General features: G+C 59.2%; 14 protein-coding genes and 2 pseudogenes. 13 read left to right on the top strand and 3 right to left on the bottom strand.

What is annotated here, in order from left to right; genetic code table 11:
* Nucleotides 1-901 precede the first annotated feature (901 nt).
* The gene (locus tag EN990_RS31710) at nt 902-1,285 is read left to right on the top strand and encodes a hypothetical protein (protein WP_063170813.1); all 384 of its coding nucleotides are present in this window, start codon (nt 902-904) and stop codon (nt 1,283-1,285) included.
* Between the two features lie 42 nt (nt 1,286-1,327).
* Complete coding sequence (locus tag EN990_RS31705) at nt 1,328-1,573, top strand: hypothetical protein (protein WP_127367886.1); 246 nt, start codon at nt 1,328-1,330, stop codon at nt 1,571-1,573.
* Nucleotides 1,574-1,899: 326 nt separating this feature from the next.
* Here the strand turns inward: EN990_RS31705 and EN990_RS31700 are convergent, their stop codons facing one another.
* Nucleotides 1,900-2,949 carry a chemotaxis protein CheB gene (locus EN990_RS31700; RefSeq protein WP_127388510.1) on the bottom strand — a complete coding sequence of 350 codons (1,050 nt, stop codon included), beginning with the start codon at nt 2,947-2,949 and terminating at the stop codon, nt 1,900-1,902.
* Between the two features lie 127 nt (nt 2,950-3,076).
* On the bottom strand, nt 3,077-4,045 hold the full coding sequence (locus tag EN990_RS31695) for a manganese catalase family protein (protein ID WP_024505775.1): 969 nt from the start codon (nt 4,043-4,045) through the stop codon (nt 3,077-3,079).
* Nucleotides 4,046-5,210: 1,165 nt separating this feature from the next.
* On the opposite strand from EN990_RS31695, the pseudogene EN990_RS31685 reads away from it, so the two are divergent.
* Nucleotides 5,211-5,728: pseudogene (locus EN990_RS31685) on the top strand (DUF892 family protein).
* 53 nt (nt 5,729-5,781) lie between these two features.
* Here the strand turns inward: EN990_RS31685 and EN990_RS35640 are convergent.
* Complete coding sequence (locus tag EN990_RS35640) at nt 5,782-6,258, bottom strand: hypothetical protein (RefSeq protein ID WP_164766193.1); 477 nt, start codon at nt 6,256-6,258, stop codon at nt 5,782-5,784.
* Here EN990_RS35640 and EN990_RS31680 point away from each other — a divergent pair.
* From EN990_RS31680 to EN990_RS31615, 10 genes and pseudogenes are all read left to right on the top strand, one after another.
* Nucleotides 6,163-7,449, top strand: coding sequence for an SDR family oxidoreductase (locus EN990_RS31680; RefSeq protein WP_127371217.1), 1,287 nt, complete (start codon nt 6,163-6,165; stop codon nt 7,447-7,449). The two genes, EN990_RS35640 and EN990_RS31680, sit on opposite strands and share 96 nt — an antisense overlap.
* Nucleotides 7,449-7,931 carry a DUF2269 family protein gene (locus tag EN990_RS31675; RefSeq protein ID WP_127370388.1) on the top strand — a complete coding sequence of 161 codons (483 nt, stop codon included), beginning with the start codon at nt 7,449-7,451 and terminating at the stop codon, nt 7,929-7,931. The genes EN990_RS31680 and EN990_RS31675 overlap by 1 nt, the downstream gene beginning before the upstream one ends.
* A gap of 327 nt (nt 7,932-8,258) precedes the next feature.
* Nucleotides 8,259-8,851, top strand: a pseudogene (locus tag EN990_RS31670) (SOS response-associated peptidase family protein).
* A gap of 5 nt (nt 8,852-8,856) precedes the next feature.
* On the top strand, nt 8,857-9,567 hold the full coding sequence (locus EN990_RS31665; RefSeq protein ID WP_245459443.1) for a hypothetical protein: 711 nt from the start codon (nt 8,857-8,859) through the stop codon (nt 9,565-9,567).
* A gap of 678 nt (nt 9,568-10,245) precedes the next feature.
* The gene (locus EN990_RS31655; protein WP_032809501.1) at nt 10,246-10,386 is read left to right on the top strand and encodes an entericidin A/B family lipoprotein; all 141 of its coding nucleotides are present in this window, start codon (nt 10,246-10,248) and stop codon (nt 10,384-10,386) included.
* Nucleotides 10,383-10,574: a hypothetical protein gene (locus EN990_RS31650; RefSeq protein WP_013525035.1), complete on the top strand. Its 192-nt coding sequence runs from the start codon at nt 10,383-10,385 to the stop codon at nt 10,572-10,574. The genes EN990_RS31655 and EN990_RS31650 overlap by 4 nt, the downstream gene beginning before the upstream one ends.
* Nucleotides 10,575-11,171: 597 nt before the next feature.
* Nucleotides 11,172-11,492 (top strand): KTSC domain-containing protein, encoded by a 321-nt coding sequence (locus EN990_RS31645; RefSeq protein WP_127369311.1) that lies wholly within the window; start codon nt 11,172-11,174, stop codon nt 11,490-11,492.
* Between the two features lie 235 nt (nt 11,493-11,727).
* A complete protein-coding gene (locus EN990_RS31635; RefSeq protein WP_127369312.1) occupies nt 11,728-12,588 on the top strand; it encodes an ATP-dependent DNA ligase in 861 nt (286 codons plus the stop codon).
* Nucleotides 12,589-12,671: 83 nt separating this feature from the next.
* Entirely contained in the window at nt 12,672-13,496 is an 825-nt protein-coding gene (locus tag EN990_RS31630) for a Ku protein (RefSeq protein ID WP_063174039.1), read from the top strand.
* A gap of 1,516 nt (nt 13,497-15,012) precedes the next feature.
* Complete coding sequence (locus tag EN990_RS31615) at nt 15,013-16,266, top strand: diguanylate cyclase (RefSeq protein ID WP_127370241.1); 1,254 nt, start codon at nt 15,013-15,015, stop codon at nt 16,264-16,266.
* Nucleotides 16,267-16,854 lie beyond the last annotated feature (588 nt).

Here is a 16,854-nt window from a genome sequence, read left to right as displayed (position 1 = left end):
TGCCGAAGATGACGGGCCTGCAGCTATCGAATACGATCAAAGTCCAGTGGCCGAACGTACCCGTCATTATAGCAACGGGCTACGCCGAACTCCCGGGGACTCGCGACATCAAAATTCTCAGCAAGCCGTTTACTGAAGAAGAATTGGCGAACGCAATAGCAGCCGCTAATGTCGCGTAGGGTCGCCTTAGACACCACCCCCTTTGAGTTCCTTGATGCGTCAAGCTGGGATAAGATCCTCCAATATTTTTCTCTGAGAGTACTTGCGAAGCGGCAACCTGCTCGGCGGTCAGAAGGGTCTATGGAAAGTGTACGTTCAAGCAGCCGATTCGTGCGAGAGGACGACTTCGTTCTTCGAAAGATCGCTTTGGTCGCCTGCCCTACCAGCCTATGCCGCACTTTAGCTCCCGGATCTAACTTGCAAGGATTGGGAACCCGCGAGGCGTTGTTCTCGCAGTCGCGCAGTCAAGCAGGAGTGCGGACAGGCCTACCCAGCAGCGAAACAGAAAAGCGCCGGCGCTGGGTCTTCACCGGGGCTAAGGGCATGTACGAGCTACCCTGCATGTCCGAGTTTCAGCCTGCGCTAATATTGTAAATGAATGACTGTGCGCACCGACTTCTCCGGGTCGTTGCGTTTGGCGTCACTGTGGTTCCCGAAGGGCCGATATACTCCACCAGCGCGAGGCATGACCGCTCAGATTCTGTTGGTCGGCGCCAACGTTCGCGCACCTCTGCGCCGGCCGCCACGGCACTTTGAGGTGAAGTGCCGCTCACCGGAGCTAAAACCCAGCAATTGGCCGACAATCGCCGAATAGCCGATTGGTTGAAAACGTACAGCGAATCCGTTGGGGTTATGCTGGACAACAGGGTAAACAATTCCTTTCGCTGGAAGGGAGGCCGCGATGGTTCGAACGCATTTAGAAGTTGCACAAGGCGTAATCGCAACCGGCTATCTTGTTCGGCATAATTCCATGATCGGAACTGCCAAGTTTCGCCAAGACGTGGATCGTTCAAGGCGCGCAATCGAGACATCGCGCGAACTGCTCAAACGCCTTCGCCAACGTCACCACGATGACATGGCGCGAGGGTGGGAAGATCCGGGCGTGGCAAGCGTCGCCGTCTCCGCCTTTGACGCCGACATTCTCCGATCGGCATTCCGAGAGTTGGTCAGGCAAACGGGTGTGCCTGAGTATCAATGGCGTGATCTGGCCACGAGCCTGGTACATGAATTCACCGGGTGCGAGCAGATGGAAACCGGCCTGGTGGATTGGATCACCAGCAAGTAGCGCTACAAGGAAACCTTTTCGGGGATTCGGAATTAGGGTCGCATGGCCCGCTTCTTCTTTGATTTAACCGACGATGGCGAAGTCTTTCCCGATCCTGAAGGAACCGAAATTGCGAGCCGGGAAGCCGCTGAAGATGAGGCAGCAAGAGCGTTGCTTGAAATAGCCAAAGACCGGATGCCGGACGGCACTTTCAGAGAGGTTGCCATCCATGTCCGCGATCACACCAGCAAGCTCCTATTCTCCGTGAAGGTCACGTTCGAGTTGGTGCGTGAGCCGCCCGACGGATGAGGACGCGGCCCTAGCTATTCATTATGGCTGCGCACCAACGCCAGCGGCATGCGGTCGCTGAGGCTGCCATCATTGCTTTCGAACTGCAAGACGCCTGAAAATGCGATTGGCGCCTTCTGCCGTCGAGGTAGAAATGACGTCGTCCGCCTGACGCTAATGTGACCTAATATCGTTGTTTGCCGCCGGCATTGAAGGATGTTTGAAGAATGACTCGTGTTGACCACCCTCGCTGTCTCTGTGGGGGATCATGGTTTCCGGCAAGTCGCCAACGCCGTACTGTGAGCCCCGGACCGAAATAAGGTCATGGTTGTCGGGGCGTGTGTTTGTCACGGCCTTCGACGATGGATAATTTCTTCAATAAGTTTCGCGTCGGCTTCGTGTTCCGCGGCCCGCGTAGCCATTTGGCTGGCCAAGCTATGTCTTTCCCGAGCGGCTTCTCGTTGCGCCGTCCGTTTCGCCAACTCGGCCCGCTGCTGGTGCGCTCTTAGAAGGCTCCAAAGGGCCTGTTCCGCATCGTCCGCCTGGGCCTGCATCAAAACGTCCGCTCCGAATGCATGTCCAGTGTGACAACGGTAACGGGTAATCGGCCCGTCTTCGATCTCCCAAAGCGGTCCGTGACATTCGGGGCAGACAAATGTCGAGGGGATGCCAAGCTGGCGTTCTGTCTGTTCCATTGTGCTGTGCTCCTGAGCAGCAATCGCAGCCTCAAGGCGGATGACAGGCGGGATTTCTGGTGTCGGCCCTGCGAGTTCGGACGCAAGCCTGCGCAACAGGCCAGCCATTTCGGACAGGGCGACGCAATGGTCGACTTCCACATTCTGCAAGGCGCTCAGCGGCATATCGGGTACTGCAGCGTCGTCGGGATCTTGAACCACGCTGACCCCTCCGCAAATCTTGATGGCGCGCAAGCCGGCGGTCCCGTCGGAGAGGCTGCCCGTGAGCACGACACCAATCACGCTGCCGCCAAAGCTGCAGGCCGCTGATCGAAAAAGGGGATCGATGGCAGGGCGCGCCAAATTCTCCCGCGGCCCGCGCCGCAGCAGCATGTGATCATCATGTAAAAGCAGGTGAGCTCCGGGCGGTGCAACGAAGATGTGCCCGTTTTTAACCTTCGTGCCGCTGGCGGCATTCGCTACGGGCATGTTGGCAGCGCGACCGAGAATGTCGCCGAGGTAACTCGTGAGACCGACGTGCTGTACGATGAGGAGGGCCGCCGGAATGTCCGGCGAAATATCCCGGACAAGTCTCTTCAGCGCGTCGACGCCCCCCGCCGAGGCTCCGATTGCGACAATGCACCGGTTCTCGCAACCGTAGGCACGGACCTTCTCCGACTGCCCCGCATGTTCCGACTCTGATCGTGGTGCGGCGGTGGCCATATGTGCTTCACCCACTCAGCAAATAGCGAGCACTCCGGCCAGTCCGCTGCTGCCAGTCGGATGCCCTGCTTTCGTCGTTAGCTTCCTGACCCCGAACATAGTTGCCCGCAATGACGTCAGCTCCAAACTAACGCTTACGTGCGCGTTTGACAGCAGCCTCGGCCACGGCCGGCGCCTCCTGAATGCTTGCCGCGCCGCCAAAATCCGCGTTCTTGGTTCGGCCAGCTCCCGGACCGGCACCTAGATCAGCGCCCGTGATCGGATCGGACGCCGGATCAGAAAGAGTACGGTCGGCCATCTTGGCCACCACCTTCATGTCTCTGGCGCCCATTTTGACGGTTGCCAAGCCGTCTCCGCCGTCGACGGGCATCACCTCTTCAAGGTCATCGATCCGATCCCACTCTTCGCCGGAATTCCATGGACCATTGGTATCGCCGTCACCTTGAGAGGTGTTGACGTACATGCTGGCGTACCTCTCGATGCCCGGGAGCTTGCCTGACGGGAAATTGTTTTCGATGGCGTAGAGTGCTTTCTCAAACGACTTTTGATGAGCGATCTCGCGTGTCATCAGGAAGCCGAGCGCGTCCTTGATGCCCGGATCATCGGTGATGTTGATGAGGCGTTCGTAAACGATCTTGGCGCGCGCTTCAGCGGCGATGTTCGACCGCAAATCCACGGTAGGTTCACCGCGTGAGTCGACATAGGCCGCGGTCCAGGGAACGCCGGCTGAGTCGCACAGCGCGGGAGCACCGCCAAACAGGATGGATTCCTTGGCTGTCGTACCGCTGGCGCCGATCATCATATAAAGGTCCGCTTCTTTCATCTGGCCTTCGGCAAGTTGTGCCTTGAGCCCCTTGTTCAGCATGGTGACGATCGATCCCACCACCTCAAGGTGGCTGAGTTCTTCAGTGGCTATGTCGAGCAACATGTCGCGACGGCCAAGATCATCCTCGCCGAGGCCTTGCGTGAAATAGCGCATCGCCGCGGCAAGCTCACCATCGGCGCCACCGAATTGTTCCATGATCATGCAGGCCAGGCGGGGATTAGGCTCCGAAACGCGGACGGTGTATTGCAGGCGCTTGTTGTGCATGAACATTGGCAATCCTCCAGGGGGTTGGGTTGCCCAACATCCGCCTGCGAGGATTGTTCCATATTGCATCGAGTGACGCAGTGGCCGATCCGCGAGGCCATGGCGCGCTAGGGGTGAAATTCGTGTCGGGACGCACATCAATGAGCGCCTCCAGATGGGAAAAAGACTGGTCGCGCACGTTTTCCTCCGGGTACTGGAACGAACATGTTGTCGGGACTAACCCACGATGAAAGCGGCGAAAAACTGCTGAGGCTCTGCATTCGTCTGCAGGTCACAGCGATGGGATGACAGATCCCGAATGGCCACAGCAAAGTCCGGCGCCAGGCATCTCTTGCGAAGTTCTGCGATCTCGGAACAATCGCGCCAACCACAGTTCGAGCCAGGCAGCGGAGCTGCAAGATTGGTGACCCGATCCCCGCGTGAGCCCTCCCACGGCGTAGGCGCTTGATCACCAGCAGGCGATATAATCGAGGCGATAGCATCGATGGGCAAGAAGGCCAAGCAGAACACCGCGTCTCGGACGGATCGCGAAAGGGCCATCGAAGCGACTACTTTGCCCGAAAGTGCGGCCTCACCAAGGACGAGGCACTCAAGATTCTCAGGTCGCAGGATCGATGAAGAAGCGAAACGGCGGTCGGGCGGCCGGTAGGAGCAATCGTCGCTCGATCGTCGCAACCGATGGCGGCGCATGATCTAGTTCACCCCGACACACCTTTTCAACAATCCGCTTCAACCATCCGGGCATGCCGCGGGCCGGGTCCCGTTTAGACCGGCAGAGGCAGCCGAGCGACCATTGTGGCTTGCAATATGTGCCGAAAAGCGCGCGATCTGGTCTCACAGCAGCTTGCCCACAAAACGCTGAAGAGGTCGTTCCGGCACCGCGGCCCCCGACCGCCGTCTTATCAACATTGATCGGCGAAAGCGTGACCAGCAATCGACTTCGATAGGCGAGAACGCCGGTTAAGGCGCGGCAGGCGGCTTGACAAGCGGCCACGAGGCTAGCCAGGCGCAGAGGCGACATGGCGCCGGTTGTGCCGACCAGAACGGAGCGAGATCCCCACGGTCCTTGCTCGTGTTCCCACGATGTCTTTGAGGGCGAGGAACAACCGATGGCCTTGGTTGTTAGAGCTGCATATGCCGCGAAGCATTGAACTCGAAGTGGGACATGGAGATGGCGACGAAGAAAAGCGCCCAGAGCAGCACAAAGGGCCTGGAAGATCTATTTTACGAAGCCTTGAAGGACATATACTACGCGGAGCGTTAAGTGCCCTCAAGAAAATGGCCAGGGGTACCGAATCGCAAGAGTTGACCGCCGCGTTCGAGAAGCACCGCGACGAGACTGAGGGTCAGGTTGAGCGGCTGCAGCAGGTGTTCGAGATTTTCGGCAAGCGCGCGCAGGGCAAGACCTGTCCCGCGATCGACGGCATCATTGAGGAGGGCGGGGAGATACTGGAGGAGCTCCAGGCGGCGCCGGCCCTCGACGCCGGGCTTGTTGCCGCTGCCCAGGCCGTCGAGCATTATGAGATCGCCCGTTATGGGACATTGGTAACCTGGGCAAGGCTGCTCGGCTTGAATGACGCGGTTCCGCTGCTGCAGCAGACGCTCGACGAAGAGAAGGCAACGGACGAGGCGTTGACGCAGCTTGGAGAAACCAGCGTAAATGAAAGGGCGCTGCAAGATGCCGCCTAGATCTAGCTGAACGCGTTGGGCGGGAGGGAGATCGAGTCCAGCGACACCGTCGATCAGGTTGGCTGGCGCTGCGTGCATGAGCAAATAGTGGATACGGTCGTTGCACTGAACCGTCCGAGGCGGTCATTCCTGCGCGAACAACTCGCCTTGCCCATGAATGGTTGCAGGAACATCCGTGGCAGCTTGGGATCAGCGCCCATGGTAGAAACCAAAGGAACAATCAACCCGAGCTTCCGCTCGATATCGTTGCTCGAAACTGTCGGAGCTCTGGCCGGACGCGCCAGCAGCGCCGCGACGCTCGCTTCCATCTGCCCTCGGCGAGGCGCGCGGAATCGCTCGATCGTGCGGCCCGATCGCTGCGACACCGCTGTTTCGTCCGGCTCCGCGTGCAGACAGGATGAGGCGCGACTGTCACTGCAGTTTTCAGGTGCCAGGTGAGGGTCCTCGTCACCGGCGCGTCGGGTCTGATCGGAGCTTCTCTTTGTGCGCGCCTGGCCGCCGATGGATATGAAATCGTTCGCGTGCTGCATCGTGCCGGCGCCGCGCCCTTCAGAGGCTTGCCGCCTGTCTTGCTCGACATGGCAAAGGCGCTGCAGACGCAGGACTGGAGCCCGCATCTGATAGGCATCGACGCGGTCGTCAACTGCGCCGGCGTGCTGCAGGACAGCGCGCAAGAAAGCACTGGCGGTGTGCATGCGGGTGGCGCATCGGCACTCTTTGCCGCCTGTGAGCAGGCGGGCGTGAGAAAAGTCATTCACTTCTCGGCAATCGGGGTCGATCGGCTGCAGCCGTCCGCCTTCTCGGCCACCAAGCTGGCTGGCGACCAGGCGTTGATGGCGCGCGATTTGGACTGGGTCATCCTGCGCCCGTCGGTCGTGCTGGGCCGGCCGGCGTTCGGCGCCAGTGCGCTGTTTCGCGGACTGGCCGCATTGCCACTGTTGCCGGTGATGCCCAGCACGGGTCGGCTTCAGGTCGTACAGTTGGATGACGTGATCGCCACTGTCCTGCATTTTCTCCGGCGCGATAGCGCATCGCGCATCACGCTTGACCTTGCCGGACCTGAAGCGCTTCCGATGAGCGAGGTGGTCGGCCTCTACCGCCGCTGGCTCGGGTCGAGACCGGCTGGAGAGTTCACTCTGCCCGGAAGCGTCGCGGCCAGCCTGTACCGGATCGGCGATGCGACGGCTCTGCTCGGCTGGCGCCCGCCGATGCGCAGCAATGCGGCCAAGGAAATCGTGCGGGGCGCTGTCGGCGACCCGCAGGCGTGGATCACAGCGACAGGGATCCAACCATCCAGCCTCGAAGCGGCGCTAAAGCTCAATCCCGCGACGGTGCAGGAGCGATGGTTCGCCCGTCTCTATTTCGTCAAGCCGGCGATCTTTACTGTCCTGCCCTTCTTCTGGATCATGACCGGCATCATTTCCCTGACCACCGGCTGGCGCCGCGGGGTCGACTTGCTGGTCGGCACGGCCATCGGTCCGCTGGCGGAACCGGCGGTCATCGCCGGAGCGCTGGCTGACATGGCGGTCGGCGCGTTGATCGCCTGGCGGCCGACCAGTCGGCTGGGGCTGTTCGGGGCGATCGCGGTGGCTCTTTTCTATGCGATCGCGGGGACCATGCTGCGACCAGAACTGTGGAACGAGCCGCTCGGCCCATTCCTGAAGATCCTGCCGATCCTGGTTCTGCATTTTGTCGCGCTAGCGGTCCTGGAGGAACGCTGATGACCTACTTCATGCTCAAGTTCCTGCATGTCGTCGGCGCGGCCGTGCTGCTGGGCACCGGCGCCGGCATCGCCTTCTTCATGCTGCTCGCTCACCGGACCGGAAATTCCGCGACCATCGCGGCGGTCGCACGCATCGTCGTGATCGCCGATTTCATCTTCACTGCAACCGCCGTCGTCGCCCAACCTGTCACCGGTGCATTCCTCGCCTGGCATTCCGGCTATTCGCTGACCGAGGGGTGGATTGTGCTTTCGATCCTGCTCTACCTCATCACCGGCCTGTTCTGGCTTCCAGTCGTGTGGATGCAGATCGAGATGCGCAATCTCGCTATGCAGGCCGCGGCAGAGAAGCAACCTCTACCACAGCGCTATGACACCTTGTTTCGGCTCTGGTTCGCCTTTGGCTTTCCTGCCTTCGCGGCAGTGCTCGCCATCTTCTGGCTGATGATTTCGCGACCTTCGATCGATTGGTTCGCCTTGTAGCACCGGACTTCGTCTCCCTCGTCACGGTCTGCAACATCGCTGCGCCTACCAAATGGAAGGCGATGGGCGCCAGCCGCAGACTGCCTCGTTCCGTTCCTACATACCGGGTGGCAATGGTTGCACAGGTTCCAGGCCATCGCCCGAGCACCACTGTGGCCGGAGGCTGACGGGACTTTGATTGCCGACGACACGTCTATCCACGTCGCCCGAAATGCATCAAGCAGATTGCGAGATTTCGGGCATAGCGGAAAATCTCCGGATGGTGGCGCCGCAGCCAAGCCGCGTTATCTGTTATAAGTCATCAACTGACTGAAAGCGTGGGCAGCCATGTGCAACGACTATGAGCAGCATATCGCCTGGGCCGAATATTGCAGGATGATGCAATTGCTGGCGCTCGACATTCCCACTTATCAAACCGAACTGGATCTGCCGCAGGCGGATGACATCCGCATCAGTGATCCCGCCCCGATCATGCGCGCCGCCGGCGACACGATCGAACTCACGCGCATGACCTTTGCCTTTCCGCCCTCCGGGCCCAAAGGCGGGCCGATCTTCAACTTCCGCTCGGAAGGACGGAACGTCTCCAACAGCAAGCGCTGCCTTATTCCGGCGTCGGCTTTCTTCGAATTCACGGGAAAGAAGTCTCCAAAGGCTAAGCATCGCTTCACGCTCAACGGCGCCTCGTTCATGGCGATCGCCGGCCTGTGGCGCGATGGCGAAGGCAACAAGCCCCCGACATTCGCTATGCTGACGACGGAACCCGGCCTGGACGTGGCGCCCATCCACAATCGCCAGATTGTGGTTCTGCGCCCGGATGATTGGGCGGCATGGATCCACCTCACGAAACCCGAGGTGGAGCTGTTGAAGGCCCTGCCGGCCGGTCGCTGGCGGTAGAAACCGTGCGACAAGGAAGCGACTAGCTCAGATGCCGGTGCGTTTTGCGCAAACACGAAAGATTCTTGGCGGCTTGGCTGCGGCAATTGTGGCCCCTCGAGATCGCGGCTCTCGCCAAAGCGTCTGCACCTCGTTGTCACCGATTACCGAGTGGCCCCTTCCGCCATCAGCGACGCTTGGCTCGTCGGTACGCACGAAAGGTATCGAGCGTGAAATACGTGCCAGCCTGCCTTGGGCGGTGAGGAAGTACGTCAAAGCCGAGACTGGTCGCATGACATTGCGGATGCGTGAAGACGATGCCGAAGAGTTGGAGGCCGCCTCGAACAAGATCGCCAAGACACTGGAAACCATCGCAGTACTCCCGGTCCTGCCGCGCGAGGCCGAAGACATCCTTGCGATCTCTTCGCGTGAGCGTCACAAGTGGCTGAAGGACGGACGGCTGCAAAGCATTGGCACCCGCACCGTGAAGATGCGCGGTCGATCCAAGGCCGTCAACTTCCACGTGTTCGATCCCAGGCACATCGAGGACATCCTTGATCGTGATCTGCCAAGCCTTTGGCGTGAAGAGGACGCGCAGCAAGTTACAGAGAACAGGCGACGTGGCGCCGGCAAGGCTGCCCTGACGCGGGCGGGAAAGGGTAGCGAGAAGGTTCGCGGTGCCGGGAATAACCCCAGAGATGACGCTCCCCGGCCCAAGTTGGAGGGCTGGAACGCGTTCGACGACGAGGGCCTGCTCCGTTAAATCCGTCTAGCCATTCACGTCCAGAATGAGCCCTGAGCGAAAGCTAACCGGGAGCCGAAACGATCTGCAGTCGCGATTGGCACGTCCCGAACCAATCCATGCTCAAGGAGTTCTTCAAGCCGACAACCGCCCATTTTTGGGGATGGCAGATGTTCGACAACTTCGTGCTTGAAATGTTGGAAACCGAGGGCGGGCCGATAAGGCTTCGGCATGGCGGATCTGGGCCGCCTCTGCTTCTGATCCATGGCCATCCTCGCACGCATAGGACTTGGGGCCAGGTCGCCGACTTGCTGTCAGCAGATTTCTCCACGACCATACCCCAATCACTACCCGGAAGGAAAATCATGGCTGTTTCCTATAGAAGGAATCGCTTGCCACGGTGGTGCAGGAAGTCGGCGATGTGAAGAATAGAGGCGCTTCGGCATTTTAAGGTGGATTAGGTCCTGACCGACAAATGGTGCTACATGGGCGATGAAGAATGCCCGCCCAGCGTACGTTGTCTACGCACCACCGCTGATCGGCCTTCCGTTCCTGGCTGTGATACTGGCTCTGGATGGGACGACCATCGCAACGCCCTTTGACACCGCAGATGAAGCGGCCGCCCACAACAAGGTGATGGCGGTTACAGGTGCGATACGGCAAAGCGGACTTGATAATCACAAATAGGAGAACCCGTCCATGAAACTGCTACGCATCACACCGATTGTCATTCTTGCCTGTGCCTTTGCCCTTGCGGCCTGCGCCAACACCGTCCGAGGCGTCGGCCGGGACGTCAAGGCAACGGCCAACGCAGTCGACGACACGGTCAACAAACCATGATGCAGAGGACCGTCACGGTTATCGAGAAGACAACGGGCCGCGTGATCGGAGCGCTGCCGATCGATCTTGCGCAGCAGGATCACGAGGCCTCCGATGATCAGTATTTCACCAAGGCGTTCGAAGCCGCCATGGACAGTGGCCTCATTCGTGAGTCCGACAAGCATGCGGTTGAATTCCGGCTTGAATAAAGTCGACGATGCAACCGCTTTTCTGTCGCGTATCGGGGCATTGTGGTTTGCATGGTTTTGCACCTCAGCCATCCAGCAGGGGTGAATCAACACACCGTCCAGTCCAACTATCCCTAGGACAGCCCGCTGCGGCTATGAATCGAGCGGCCGGTTTGGCCCGGAGGTGAAGCAGCAGCCGCTGCTCAAAGCCACTCAGTAGAGCAAATCGGTGTATTGGTAGGCGAACACCCTCCCGTGCTCGCATCGGTCACCTCAAGAAAGTAGTTTCCGGATCGGTGTAGCGTCACGGGCATTTTCGTTGCCTGTGCGGCGGCCCAATAGGATGTCGGGGCCCCAGCTCGGTATTCCGCTATCACCTGGCCCGCAGGATATTCTCGGATTTGATACCCCACGGTCAGCCCCAGGGTCCGAATTATCCATTAGAGATACCTAACATTTCCCTTTTGGCGAGGCGGGGTGTACTTTAGGTACCGCTGGGTGATCCTAGCGACCTACACTGCCCGCTGCCGAGAGGTGGCGGGCCTTTTTGTTTATGTGTGGAACACCGAAATCCAATGGGAGTTGGAATGCTGTCACCGTCCTTCCGTGGAGGCGATGATGGCCATGGACGTACAGCCGTGGTCGGCCCGCTCTCTGCTTCCTCACAGGGCGGGCCATCTCGCGGGTCGCTCACCGGCAATGACCTGGTGCACCATGCCGTCGACCTCAATACGCAAGTTCGAATACGACCCGGAAACCAGGGTTCTCTCAGTGTGGTTTGTAGCGAGTGGCAGGCAGTACGACTTTCTGGATGTACCGCCGGAGATCGTCGCCGATTTCAAATCTGCCTTTGCCAAGGGCCGCTATTTCAATGGTCGGATCCGCAACCAGTTCGCGTTCCGGCCCGTGGCAAGCTCCGATTCCAGCGGTTCATGCTGAGGCAGATTGTGCCAAGCGACCTGGCGGAAATCGCGCATGTCGAACGGCTGGCCGCAGACCGGACAGGTCATGAAATTGTCGCGCTCGTCGGCAGGCTCGCCGCCGTGCTGCGTGCCGGGAATCGGCGGTCCAAGGTCGGATAGCTTCGTCATAACCATCAAACATTCAATTCGTCTAAAATGTTCCGGAACCATTTTAGCGCGCGCTAATTGAATCGCACTATGCGAGTCAGCGCATGCGTTTGAAGTTCATAAAGCCCATGGAGCCCGAGCTGGTCGAAACGCCACCGCAGGGCGACGAATGGCTCCATGAGATCAAATTCGACGGGTATCGGACCCAAATCATGAAGGATGAAAACGGGATCCGGCTGTTCACCAAGAACGGATACGACTGGACAGGCCGCTATATCGAACTTGCCGGAGAGGCGGAGGCGATCGAGGCGGAAAGTTTCATCATCGATGGCGAGACAATCACGGTCAACGAGGCCGGCCTGTCCGACTTCCAGGCCCTGCAGTCAGCCGTCACCCGTCGTGAGCCGTCGCGCGATCTGTATTTGGTGGCATTCGACCTCCTGCACCTGAACGGGCATGATTTGCGCAACATGCCGGTGGAAGACCGCCGCGAGATCCTGCAGGAACTGATTCCAGCCGTCGGCCGCATTCAGGTCAGCAAAGCCCTGCCCGGCACCGGTGACGCGGTTTATCACCTGGTCGACAGGGCAGGGTTGGAGGGCATGGTCTCGAAGCGCAAGGACAGCGTCTATCGCAGCGGACCGACGATGAACTGGCGCAAGATCAAGTGCTATGCCGAAAAGGAAATGGACATTATTGGCGTGCAGCGCGAGGCCGGAAAGCCCGCAATGGTGCTCATGGCCGACAAAGGCCGATATGCTGGCGGCGCTTTCGTTGCGTTTAAAGCTGACAAGCGCCAGCGACTTTGGGATCGCGTGCAAGGGAAGGTCGGGGGACCAGTGCCGATCGGTCTCAAGAAAGAAAAGGCCGAATGGCTCAAGCCTGGTCTGGTCGGTCGCGTGCGGTTCCTGAAGGGCGAGGAAAGGCTCCGCCACGCCAAGCTGCTGGACTACCGTGAGGAATAAGCTTGCGACAAGGTGCTGCCCATGACGCGGAACGGAACCGTGTGCCTGGCGTTGTGCGGAAGTCGACGTCTAGGAGGAACGGCATGGTGGCGCCACGCGCGGTCTGGAAGGGTTTTCTGAGGGTCGGTTCCGTGTCGTGCGGGGTCAAGATAGTGGGTGCCACCAGCGAGGCATCGAAAATCCACTTCAAGATTTTGAACCGCAGCGACGGTTTACCCGTGAAGAGTGCCTATGTCGACGAAGGCACCGGCGATGTTGTCGAAGCCGAGGATCAGATCAAAGGCTATGAGGCGGACAAGGGCGATTTCATCCACGTCGAGCCGGACGAGATCAAGAAACTGAAACTGACGTCCCAGCATACGCTTGATGTCGATTCCTTTGTTCCGGTTGCCGAGATCGACACGCGCTATCTCGAAAAGCCCTACTACTTGATCCCGGCAGATGGCGCTTCCCTTGAGGCCTTTGCCGTCCTGCGCGATGCGATGGCCAAGAAGCGCGTCGCGGCACGTTCCTGCGTCGTACTCTATCAGCGCGGCCGCGAAGTATTGATACAGCCGTTTGAAAAAGGAATGCTGCTGACCGAGTTGCGCACCCACAATGAGATGACATCGGAAGACACCGTCTTTAATGACGTGAAAAGCCCAAATTACGATTCGGATTTGCTCGAAATCGCGGGGCTTCTCATCGACAAGAAGGTGACAAAGTTCGATCCTTCGAAATTCGAGGATACTTACGAGGATGCGTTGATTGCCATGATCGACGCCAAGCGCAAGGGCAAAAAACCGCCGAAACCAGCGCCAAAGCCTCAGGAGAACGTGGTCGACCTGGCCTCGGTTTTGCGAAAGAGCCTCGCCAAGGAAGGCATCGGCCAAGACCGGCCAAAGGCCAAGAGCCGCAAATCGGCATAGTTAAAGATAGCAATCCCACCATCACCGCGCATCATCCAGTAGTTTTGGCGCGCTCGCGCGTTTCCGGCGTCAGGCCTTCGGCCAATCTCACCGGCTCGTCGCACTGCGACGCTGCGGCAATCGGGAGGAAAGAACACCCGACGCGACAAATCGCGGAGGGCCGGATTGCCGTTGTGCCCGTAGCTATAGGTCTCGTCGTTTGGTTCTCCTTGTGACCGACTGGTCGGCGTGGTCACCGTCACCCAAAAAATGATCGTGCCGACCTGGCCATGGATCGATGCATGTGAGATTGCGTTCATTGGATGTTCGTTGCTTTAGTCAATCGCAATGTAGTGTTGAGCGGAAACGAAGTGGGCCCGCCACTGAGGACACAAACAGCGGCGGGCCCTGCTTTGAGACCTGGCCCGGGAGCCAAGCTGCAGACCCAATTTCGATTTCAGAGAGAGGTTCCAGGCCTGCAGAAAAAACTTTACGCATGCTTGCATTGCACAGGCCCGGGTCTCGGAACCGGAGGCGGGCCCTCGCACCAGAGCTTGGTCGTTTCAAGGAGGGAGTCGTCCTCACCAAGCACATCCCGAACTTCGACTGCAGATGCGTGTTCCTCAGGTCAGTGCAAAATTTATGGCCCTGGGGTAAAAATGCTCGTGCGAGCAGCAGGATCTAGAGCAGCGTTTTCCTCGCGCCCACGACGGTCGGCCACGGCCGGATGCTCGATGGCCTCGGCTATCTCGATCGAAGTCCAACCCGCTGCCATGACTTCCAAAGGTCCATTCGGTGACCTGCTGGCTATCGTGTCGCGGTCAGGATATTCGTCCTGTCGCCTGCGGGAATTCTGCTCTGCGTCTCAGTCGGTCGCGCCTTTGGGCTTCGTCTCGGACGTAGCTCCGTCGAGGAGACAACCCGGTGAGAGGTCACGTCGAGCAGATGCAGGCACTCAGTCAATTCTGGCCGGGCGATTGGCCTTGGATGCTTCCACGTCCAGCTGGGCGCGACTGGCGTGAAGCAAGGCCGCGATCAAATTTTGGTCGGCTGACTTTTTCCCGGTGTATAGGCACACAAGCTCGCGGGCCTGGACCGTCGAATCGGATTCCGGGCTCTCCCTGATGGCTGACGTAAGAACCCGGGAGAGTATGTCGAAATCCAACAACGAAATAACCGGTCGGCTTCCTTTCATGGCCAAATCCATCCTGTTGGTCTGCAGGCAATACTCGAAAGGTCGACATGACAAGAATCGGCATCACCCGTTCCTTCACGCGGTCAACTTCAGAAGCTCTCGGAACATTTCGCCGAGCCCAGCGGCGGGGCGTGGATAACAGCGGTGCAGCGCCACCGCAATTACAAAGGTTAATTCGGCTACGCATCGAGCATCGGATGGTTTGGGACTGATTGTTCGCAAATCGCAGCTATAAATCAAAACTTCAGGGTAAGTTGACATGCTTGCCCACCGCCGACCGCCTATGGCTTGGATAGATGTTCAGGAGAAAGCAGCGTAGGGCCTATCGACTTGTCAGATCTGATGCCCCCCGATGTGCAGGATGATCCTGCCCTAGCCGCTGAGGTCGACCGGCTTCTGGCGCGCCGTACGCGCGAAATCAGCCTGCGTGGCGAGATCGAACGCCTATTTCGAGCACGTGTCTGGTCGCAAACGGCGAAAATCATCCGCGCGTGGATGATCTGGGTGGCATTTTTGGATGTGCTGACGTTGGCACTGAACGCGGCGTTGCTTCCATGGGGCGTAGCGCAGTCCATGCTCCTGCCCGGCGCCATCATCCCGCCCATCGCGTTGGCCGTGGTCCTAGCCTGGCGTAAACCGCAGGCGCCTTGGCTCCAAGGAGCTTCGCTGATCGCAGGCATGTTCCTGATCTTGTTGTCAGTCGCATTGGTCGGAGCAAGCGCTGGTGGCGAGTTCTACGAACGGCAATTGAACGTCATGTTGTTCGTGGCCATCACAGCCATCATAATCTTCGGGATCCCCCTGGCGTGGACGATGACGATCGCTGCGCTGGCGCTCGGACTCTTTCTCATGCTTCAACTGCAGAACCCGGCCATCGCGCATGGGAGTGCAGTGGCTGGAACGCTGTTCTTCGCCAGCGGTATCTTTGCAACGGTGGCCGCGCGGCGCATCATGACAATTCTTGCTCAAAAGACTTTCCTGTTTGAGCTTCGCGACCGACGCAGGGTCGCCGAACTGGCGAAAGCGAATGATCGACTGGTACTCCTGGCGAGGACCGATCCACTCACCGGCATCTCCAACCGTCGCTGGATGACGGAAACACTCGAGCGCCTATGGGGAAGTGACAAACGTTGCCTTGCCGGTGCCGCGATGCTGATGTGCGACATTGACAACTTCAAGAAGCTAAACGACCACCTCGGCCATGCGGAGGAAGATCGGTGTTTGGTAAAGGTCGCAACTATCTTGAAGGAAAACGTGAGGCGTGATCGCGATCACGTTGCCCGTTATGGCGGCGAAGAATTCCTCGTGCTCCTGCCCGGGGTGAACGAGGAAGAGGCCGCCGCTGTGGCTGAACGAATGCGTAAGAGCGTCGAGGCTGCCGCTTTGCCCAACCCTGGATCCCGTGTGTCGCGCTGGGTCACCCTGAGCATTGGAGTTGCCGTTCAGACCTCTGAGGCGATCTCGCCGGAGCAGTTACAGCAGCGAGCGGATGCCGCACTTTACCTTGCCAAGCAGACGGGCCGCAACAGGGTGCTGCTTCACAGACCGGAGTTATCCGCGCGCAAACACATTCGGCCGGGCAGCCTCGGGGCATAGGCCGTGCGTGGCCCGAGATCTGCTCTTCTGAATCACGGGGTTTCCCGTGCGTCGACGATAACAGGTTAGTTCAGGGACTTTGGACCACCGAGACGAAGGGTTCCCCTGTAATCTCCACATCGCGCCCGGCAGACTACGATTTCGAGAATAATCCCCTGAAACGAGTTTCCGGGTTGTTCAGAACACCCATGGCCGATTCCGGCTGCGTGGATGGTCCAGGGGGAGTTCCACCAAATGGCCTCAGTGATGGGCGATCATCTGGATGACTTGCCGGGTCTTCGCAAATGCCGAGCGCATGGGCTCCGTCGATTTCTGCGCCCTGCGCCCTATGTGGCGCGCGTTTGGCTAGGTGAATGGCGCCCATTGCGCAGCCCCTGATCTTGCGCAAGGGAATCCTGCGACAGCCCTCATTAGATCGGTTGCAAGTGCTCCATGAAATCTCCATCTAGTTCAGTTGTAGTCAGAACGCGGTCAAACGATGACACGGCAAGAAGTTCTCTCCGTCATTGGGTCAGCCGACGATATTACGGTTGCGGAGATCATCGCAACGGGTGCGTCGATCGAGGAATTGAGAGAGGCATGGGCATG

The sequence above is a fragment of the Mesorhizobium sp. M7A.F.Ca.US.005.03.1.1 genome (genome assembly GCF_003997975.1).
Classification (GTDB): domain Bacteria; phylum Pseudomonadota; class Alphaproteobacteria; order Rhizobiales; family Rhizobiaceae; genus Mesorhizobium; species Mesorhizobium ciceri.
The sequence above is the reverse complement of the archived record's forward strand: the minus strand, read 5'-3'. Positions and strand labels throughout refer to the sequence as shown.

Coding starts and splice junctions, on each gene's coding strand:
- EN990_RS31635 (WP_127369312.1), top strand. CDS start 11,728: ATGCGTTTGAAGTTCATAAAGCCCATGGAGCCCGAGCTGGTCGAAACG.
- EN990_RS31650 (WP_013525035.1), top strand. CDS start 10,383: ATGATGCAGAGGACCGTCACGGTTATCGAGAAGACAACGGGCCGCGTG.
- EN990_RS35640 (WP_164766193.1), bottom strand. CDS start 6,258: ATGCAGCACGCGAACGATTTCATATCCATCGGCGGCCAGGCGCGCACA.
- EN990_RS31705 (WP_127367886.1), top strand. CDS start 1,328: ATGGCCCGCTTCTTCTTTGATTTAACCGACGATGGCGAAGTCTTTCCC.
- EN990_RS31665 (WP_245459443.1), top strand. CDS start 8,857: ATGCCGGTGCGTTTTGCGCAAACACGAAAGATTCTTGGCGGCTTGGCT.
- EN990_RS31655 (WP_032809501.1), top strand. CDS start 10,246: ATGAAACTGCTACGCATCACACCGATTGTCATTCTTGCCTGTGCCTTT.
- EN990_RS31700 (WP_127388510.1), bottom strand. CDS start 2,949: ATGGCCACCGCCGCACCACGATCAGAGTCGGAACATGCGGGGCAGTCG.
- EN990_RS31675 (WP_127370388.1), top strand. CDS start 7,449: ATGACCTACTTCATGCTCAAGTTCCTGCATGTCGTCGGCGCGGCCGTG.
- EN990_RS31645 (WP_127369311.1), top strand. CDS start 11,172: ATGGCCATGGACGTACAGCCGTGGTCGGCCCGCTCTCTGCTTCCTCAC.
- EN990_RS31710 (WP_063170813.1), top strand. CDS start 902: ATGGTTCGAACGCATTTAGAAGTTGCACAAGGCGTAATCGCAACCGGC.
- EN990_RS31695 (WP_024505775.1), bottom strand. CDS start 4,045: ATGTTCATGCACAACAAGCGCCTGCAATACACCGTCCGCGTTTCGGAG.
- EN990_RS31630 (WP_063174039.1), top strand. CDS start 12,672: ATGGTGGCGCCACGCGCGGTCTGGAAGGGTTTTCTGAGGGTCGGTTCC.
- EN990_RS31615 (WP_127370241.1), top strand. CDS start 15,013: ATGCCCCCCGATGTGCAGGATGATCCTGCCCTAGCCGCTGAGGTCGAC.